The sequence below is a fragment of the Myxococcales bacterium genome (assembly GCA_022563535.1).
Classification (GTDB): domain Bacteria; phylum Myxococcota_A; class UBA9160; order UBA9160; family UBA4427; genus DUBZ01.
In genome coordinates, this window is record JADFNE010000125.1 from 1 (window position 1) to 6,416 (window position 6,416).

Below are 6,416 nucleotides of genomic sequence, written 5' to 3' on the forward strand. Positions count from 1 at the left end.
CACAATCCCGCCTATCGCCTCTTCTTGAGCTAGGAGCGCAACTCTGTTTTCGGGGTCGCGTGAAGCCGCAAGCGAATCCGCAGGATTCGCACCGACACGGGATAGTTTTCCACTATTCATGTCGATCGGAAACGGTGCTGAGCACACGGTTCGAGGCGCAGGGTCTGCCTTTGGGGAGCCGGGGGGGGGGAGGGATTCTCGCTCCAGAACCGGATCCGGTCAACGCGGCCCCGGCTAGTGAAGCTCATCGACCAACTCCGCGATGGCAAGCGCGTCACAGGTAGACCTCCGGAATTCGCAAGACCGAGGCAGCCAAGATGCCGTCGGTTCTCGGATGAAAAATGGGTTGCCATCCACAATGCGAAAGTTCAAGATGGAGGCCAGAATTGCTTGCTGTCGATCTGGAAGTGGCCTCAATTTAGGGGCTCTGATGATATGGCCAGAACCGCCAGCCGAAGCTACGGGCGAGGGGAGTCGTTATCCTGCGCACGCGATTTCGCGTCTGATGTGCCTTCGCCAGGAAGCCATACCGTGCAGGTCCAGGAGGTGCTGTTTCGATGTTGCGGACGAGGATTCTGGCCAGCCTGTTTTCGGCGATCATTCTGACGCCAATCTCAGCGAGCGCTCTGGTGATCGTCGGAGATCTTCCGATTCGGCTTGCAGAAGATATCGAAATCGTGGACGGTCTTGCTTACGTGGTGAGCGCCTCCTTTCCGGGCTCCGGCGTTCCAACCTTGCGAATCCTGGATCTTGCGATTCCCAGCTCTCCTGTGGAAATCGGATCACTCGACGCTGCAGTCGGAGGAGCCGAGGATGTCGAAGTGGTGGGTGGGCTCGCATTCATCACGGACGCGTTTTTCGGCGGAAGCCTGCGGATCATCGATGTTTCCAACCCAGCGGCGCCCATCGAGATCGGCACATTTGCATCGGAGTTCAAGGCGATCGATGTAGAGGTCGTGGAGAACATCGCCTACCTGGTGGATCAATTTTTTGTCAATCCCTGTGGCTCACTTCCCTGCGGATCTGCCCTCCGAGTAATCGATGTCTCGGATCCCACTGAACCATTCCAGATTTCGGAAACTTTCATATTTTTTACGAGCGACATGGAGGCCGCTGAAGGTGTTGTCTACCTCGCAGGAAACGGCCTCGAAGTGGTCGATGTGTCGAATCCCGAAATGCCCACGACGGTCGGAGTGCTGCCCGAAAATGTTGCCGATGACATCGAACTGGTGGGGGAGCATGTATACACCGCTTTCCGTTATTCCAACACCGATCCATCGACCGGTCCACCGGGTGGACTCGAAATCGTCAACGTGATGGATTCCACCAACCCCATTTCTGTTGGCCGTGAATTAGTGCTGGGAAGCTCGATCGAAGTGGTCGGTGAGTTTGCGTACACCGGTGGTATCGGCATGGATGTCGTCGACGTCTCCAACGTATCAGCGCCCACTCGTCGCGGGTCGATCTATTCCGGTCTTTCGAATGACGTGGCGGTCTACGGCGGACATGCGTATCTCGCAGGGCAAGATGGGCTGAAAATTGTCGATCTCTCCATTCAGGATACGCCGGTCGAGGTGGGCGCCGCTGTGGCCGAAGACTCCAGCAGTCACCGTTGGTTGGCGTACGACGTAGCGGTCTCGGGCGATGCCGCGTACCTCGCGGTTGGGGATCTGCGGGTCTCCGCAGGTGGCCTCAGGATCTTCGACGTGACAGACCCGAGGACACCGGCTGCGATAGGCGGTGTGGACACCGCTAGTTCTGCGCTGGACGTCGAACTGAAGGGTGAGTTCGCGTACGTTGCGGCGGACGTCGACGGCTTGCGGATCTTCAATGTCGCCAATCCGAGCGCGGCAACCGGTGCGGGTGGGTTGGCGCTCGCGGGAAGCACGGCGAAGGTCGCGGTCATCGGAGAAATTGCGTACGTGGTAGATCGGGGAACGCGTGCGGCGCCCGTCGCGCTGCGGGTTGTCGATGTCTCAGAGCCGTCGGCCCCCACCGAGATGAGTGTTGTCGAGTTGACGTCATCCGGATTTCGCTGCTTAACTCCCGGCATCGCGGTCGTCGAGAAACTCGCCTACGTAACCTGCTCCGGCTTTTTCATCATTGATGTTTCGGATCCCGCCGATCCCACGCTGATCTATTCGTCGAGGCGGGCTCAATACTGGATATCGAGCATCGATGTCGAGGAAGGTCTTGCGTACATTGGCAGCCATGACTCCATTAGCGTCTTCGACGTTTCCAATCCCGCGGAGCCTGTCGAAATCTCCTCGGCCGATGATGGCGGAAGTGCGATCCTCGTTCAGAATGGTTTTGCGTACAGCGCGGGCAGGTGGGGTCTCGCCGTCCATGACGTCGAGGAGCCGCTACATCCCGTCTTGATGGGCGGATTTCCGGCGGAGCGTGGAGATTGGCGTGGTTTGGAGCTCGCCAACGGCCTGATCTATGGCGCAACGGGCTCGGGGGGGTTGCAGATTGTCGATCTCGGCCCCGAATATACGCGCCTGCTACCCGTCGAAATCGCAATTCGGGGGGATGGCGAATCGGGTGCGGTCAATCTCGCGAGTCGCGGTGTGATTCCCGTGGCCGTTCTGGGTGCCCCGGACTTCGACGTAACAGAGATCGATCGGTCGACGCTGCGCTTCGCACCCGCGTCAGCGACGCCAGCACACAAAATCGGCGGTCACCTCGACGACGTGAACGGCGACGGCCACCTGGACCTCGTCTCCCACTTTCGGATTCAAGAGTCCGGGATCTCGGAAACTGACGAGAAGGCCTGCGTGACGGGTCAGACCTTCTCCGAAACACCGTTCGAAGGCTGCAGTGCGATCGATCCAACACTTCCGCGCGGGCGGATCAACGCGTTGTAACTCGCTAACTAACAATCATTTTGTTTTTCTGCGATGAGGTCAACCTCCGGAAATAGAATTCCTAGACCTCAATTCGTGCCGTTACAGAGCAGATCTCACCAGATGGGCGACAGCGCAAAGACGCGCTTCGGTGACAGACGGTACTCGGTGTAGCAGGCCGTCGACAACCAAGGCGTTCGACTAGCGATGCCCATTCGAGGAGTTATTCCCCACTCCCACACGCGTTCCATACGTCGAGGCCAGAGAGGATTAGGCCGATTCTGATGTTCAATGAGAAACTCCGGCCACCGCACGGAAGCCCGCCTACCTGGCCCAAATTCGCTCCCGATGCGCGACCTTCGACGACACCGTCGCAGATACAATGAAAAACCACCCAGTTGTACTGAACCCCCGCGTCCCGCCTACCGTCTCTTCTTGAGCTAGGCGCACGACTCCGCTACGGGATCGCGTGACGTCGCAAGCGAATCTGCCCTTGACCGAATGTGCTGATTTCAAATACTCTTTCTAGGGTGGTAGGGAGTGTGGTTTTGAACAAGGGGTGAAGGTTTGTATCCCTTGTCATCGAAGGTATGAAATTTCTTGAACGTCTTGACGCTAGCCGGGGCAGGGCCATGACTGAAGCCAATCGCATTATCATGAATCTCGATGAGAATCTGCCGGTGGGTGAACCCGAGGGCAGCTTCGAAGAGCGTCGACTGCACCGTAAGCAACGGTTGGCGGCCGCCTATCGTTTGTTCGGTAAGTTCGGCTTTGATGAAGGCGTAGCAGGGCATATCACCGCGCGAGATCCCGAGCACACCGATCACTTCTGGGTCAACCCCATGGGGATGTCGTTCAAGCAAATCAAGGTCTCGGATCTGCTGCTGGTCAGTCACGACGGCAAAGTGGTTGAAGGTGAAGGCTTACTTAATGGCGCTGCCTTCACGATTCATTCCCATATTCATAAAGCGCGTCCCGATGTGGTTGCCGCCGCGCATTCCCATTCTATTCACGGTAAGGCCTGGTCGGCCTTGGGTCGCAAACTGGATCCGATTACCCAAGATGCCTGTGCGTTTTACAACGACCATGTGGTGATCGAGGATTTCACCGGCGTCGTGTTGGAAACGGGAGAGGGGGAGCGCATTGCGACTGGATTGGGCAGTAACAAAGCCTGCATATTACAGAACCATGGTTTGTTGACCGTTGGCCAGTCGGTTGAAGAGGCCGCCTGGTGGTTTATCACTATGGAGCGTAGTTGCCAGGCACAGTTGTTGGTGGAAGCGGCCGGTACCCCAAAACTGATTGATGATGAAAATGCCCGCAAGACTTGCGAGGTCGTTGGCTCTAGCCTTGCTGGTTGGTTCAGCTTTCAGCCGCTCTACAATGTAATTGTTGCCGAGCAGCCTGACCTGATGGATTAGCCGCTGGTTGAACCAGGATATCGCGCGTGAGTGCCAAGGCGAGAAAGAAGAAGCCGCGCTCCAAGGCCGCGACCCATTCGCGCAGACCCAAGGCCTCCCGGAAAGTCGGGAGTAGCTGGTTCGAACGACATCGAAGGAGGCTCCTGGTAGCCCTCTTCTTGCTTCTCGCCGTTGGAGCCGGGGCGGCGATTCGCATCCACACGACCCTGAGCGATCCGAACTTCGACACCGCAGACGCGCGACCCCTTTTGCGCAGCGATCCCGGGATGCTGCACTACATCACCGAGCGCATTGTCGAAAACGGAGGCCTGCCCCCCGACGACTTCGGCGCGGACCCGCGCATCGAACACCCGGCCAGCTCCGACATACCGGCCATGTTCACGGTTGGGCAAGAGTTCGTCGTCGCCTGGGCCTACCTGCTCTGGGATTACCTGATGCCAGGAGTAGACACACCGCTGCACGTCGTGGCGGTCTGGGTCATGGGCTTCTTCGCCAGCTTGGCCGTGCTGGGCGTCTTCGGGCTCGCCTTCGAGTTGGGCGGACGTCTTCGATGGGCGGTCTTGGCGGGTTCGATCTACCTCTTGCTGCTCGGCAACTACCGCACGATCGGCTTCATCTTCATCCGCGAGGACTTCAGCCTGCCGTGGCTGGCACTGCACCTGTACTTGTTTGCGCGCGCGCTGCGGGTGCGCACGCGCTTCGCGATCCTGGGGACGGCCCTGAGCTTGATCTTGGCCGCGAGCACCTGGCACGCGATGGGCTTCATGCTGAGCATCGAAGCGATCGTCCTGCTGGGTTGGTACCTGCGCAGCGGCGAGAACCCGCTGGCCCATCCAGACGCGTGGATGGGCCTGGCCGTGATCGCACTTGGCTCCCTGGTGATTCCCGTCTTGCGCGCCAAGGGTTTTCTCGTCTCGCTTCCGGTGCTCGTCGCCGCTTGCCTCTGGGTGGCGGGCCGATTGGAAGACAGCGGGCGCCTGAGTTCGGCGCGCGCCAGGCTCGTGGCTCCCGTTTTGCTGGTCGTGTTGCTGCTCGTCACGCGCCTCGTGGCAGGTGGGCAGGGCGACTACTCGCACGTTCTCGAGTTGATGGCCTCGAAGGTCTCGAACGCTGGAGTGCTGCCCGCCGATCCCTCCGATCTCTCCTTCGACGCGCGCCTGCTCTGGCAAGGGCCCTTCGCCACTGCGACCGGGCGCGACATGTTCGGCTTCCTGGGCGCGGGCCTCGGCCTGATCGCCGTCGCCTTCGTTTGGGGTGGCTATGGCTGGTTGCGCCGACGTGGAGACGCGCGCCTCATGACCCTGCTGGGTGTCGTCATTGCCGGATCGATATCCGCCTTTCTGGTGCGGCGCACGATCGTCCTGCCGGCACTCTTGCTCCCCGTAGTGGGCGCCTGCGCGGTGCAAAGTCTGAGCAGACTGCCGGTGCGCGTGCTGGCGATCGTGTTCTTCTTCGTCTTTCAGCTGCGCTACTTCTACATTGGCATCCATGGTTACCAGTGCCCGTGGTATCGCCCGCCGGTGCGCGGCGTGGAGTTGGCGGAAGTGGTTCGTTGGGCGGAAGAACACATCCCCAGCAACGAGGCCATCGCCACCGACTACGAGACGGGCACGGCTGTGCTCGCTCATGGACGCCATCCGATTCTCGTGCAACCGAAGTACGAGACGACGAGCAGTCGCCGTCGCATCGAGGACTTCTCGGACGCCTTCGTTCACGGCAATCTGGCGGACTACCGTGCACTCTTGATCCAGAACGACTGCCGCTACGTGCTGGTGAACCGCGACTATTGGGGTCGCAACCTGTACACCGCCGGGATCCAGGTCGACGCCAACTGGCGCCCGGATCCGCGCACGCCCTTAGCCAACTTCTTCCACTCCGACGCTCGCATCTACGAGAACTTGCCGGGCTTCCGGCTCGTGTTCCTTTCGGCGAACCTCTCCGGTCCAGGCCTGATGCGCGTCTTCGAACTCGTGGGCCCGTGAGTTATTGACCAGGGGCATCCCGACTGGAACCTCTCGCTCTTCCACTATCGAAACCACGGGGCCGCAGTGGGTCGGTTACAACGTCAACGGGTTGACAGACGATGAAAATTTCAATGAGATTACCGGCAACGCGGGCTTCGGAGACATGATGGTTGCCATCGATCGGG

General features: G+C 59.6%; 3 protein-coding genes. All 3 read left to right on the plus strand.

Annotated features, from left to right (window positions below; genetic code table 11):
- Window positions 1-557 precede the first annotated feature (557 nt).
- Complete coding sequence (locus IH881_19885) at window positions 558-2,867, plus strand: hypothetical protein (GenBank protein ID MCH7869962.1); 2,310 nt, start codon at window positions 558-560, stop codon at window positions 2,865-2,867.
- A gap of 611 nt (window positions 2,868-3,478) precedes the next feature.
- Window positions 3,479-4,267 (plus strand): class II aldolase/adducin family protein, encoded by a 789-nt coding sequence (locus tag IH881_19890; protein MCH7869963.1) that lies wholly within the window; start codon window positions 3,479-3,481, stop codon window positions 4,265-4,267.
- Between the two features lie 26 nt (window positions 4,268-4,293).
- Window positions 4,294-6,249 (plus strand): hypothetical protein, encoded by a 1,956-nt coding sequence (locus tag IH881_19895; protein ID MCH7869964.1) that lies wholly within the window; start codon window positions 4,294-4,296, stop codon window positions 6,247-6,249.
- Window positions 6,250-6,416: the final 167 nt, after the last annotated feature.

What these genes read in the sequence shown, in the direction of transcription:
- IH881_19885 (MCH7869962.1), top strand. Translation starts at nt 558, where the DNA reads ATGTTGCGGACGAGGATTCTGGCCAGCCTGTTTTCGGCGATCATTCTG.
- IH881_19890 (MCH7869963.1), top strand. Translation starts at nt 3,479, where the DNA reads ATGACTGAAGCCAATCGCATTATCATGAATCTCGATGAGAATCTGCCG.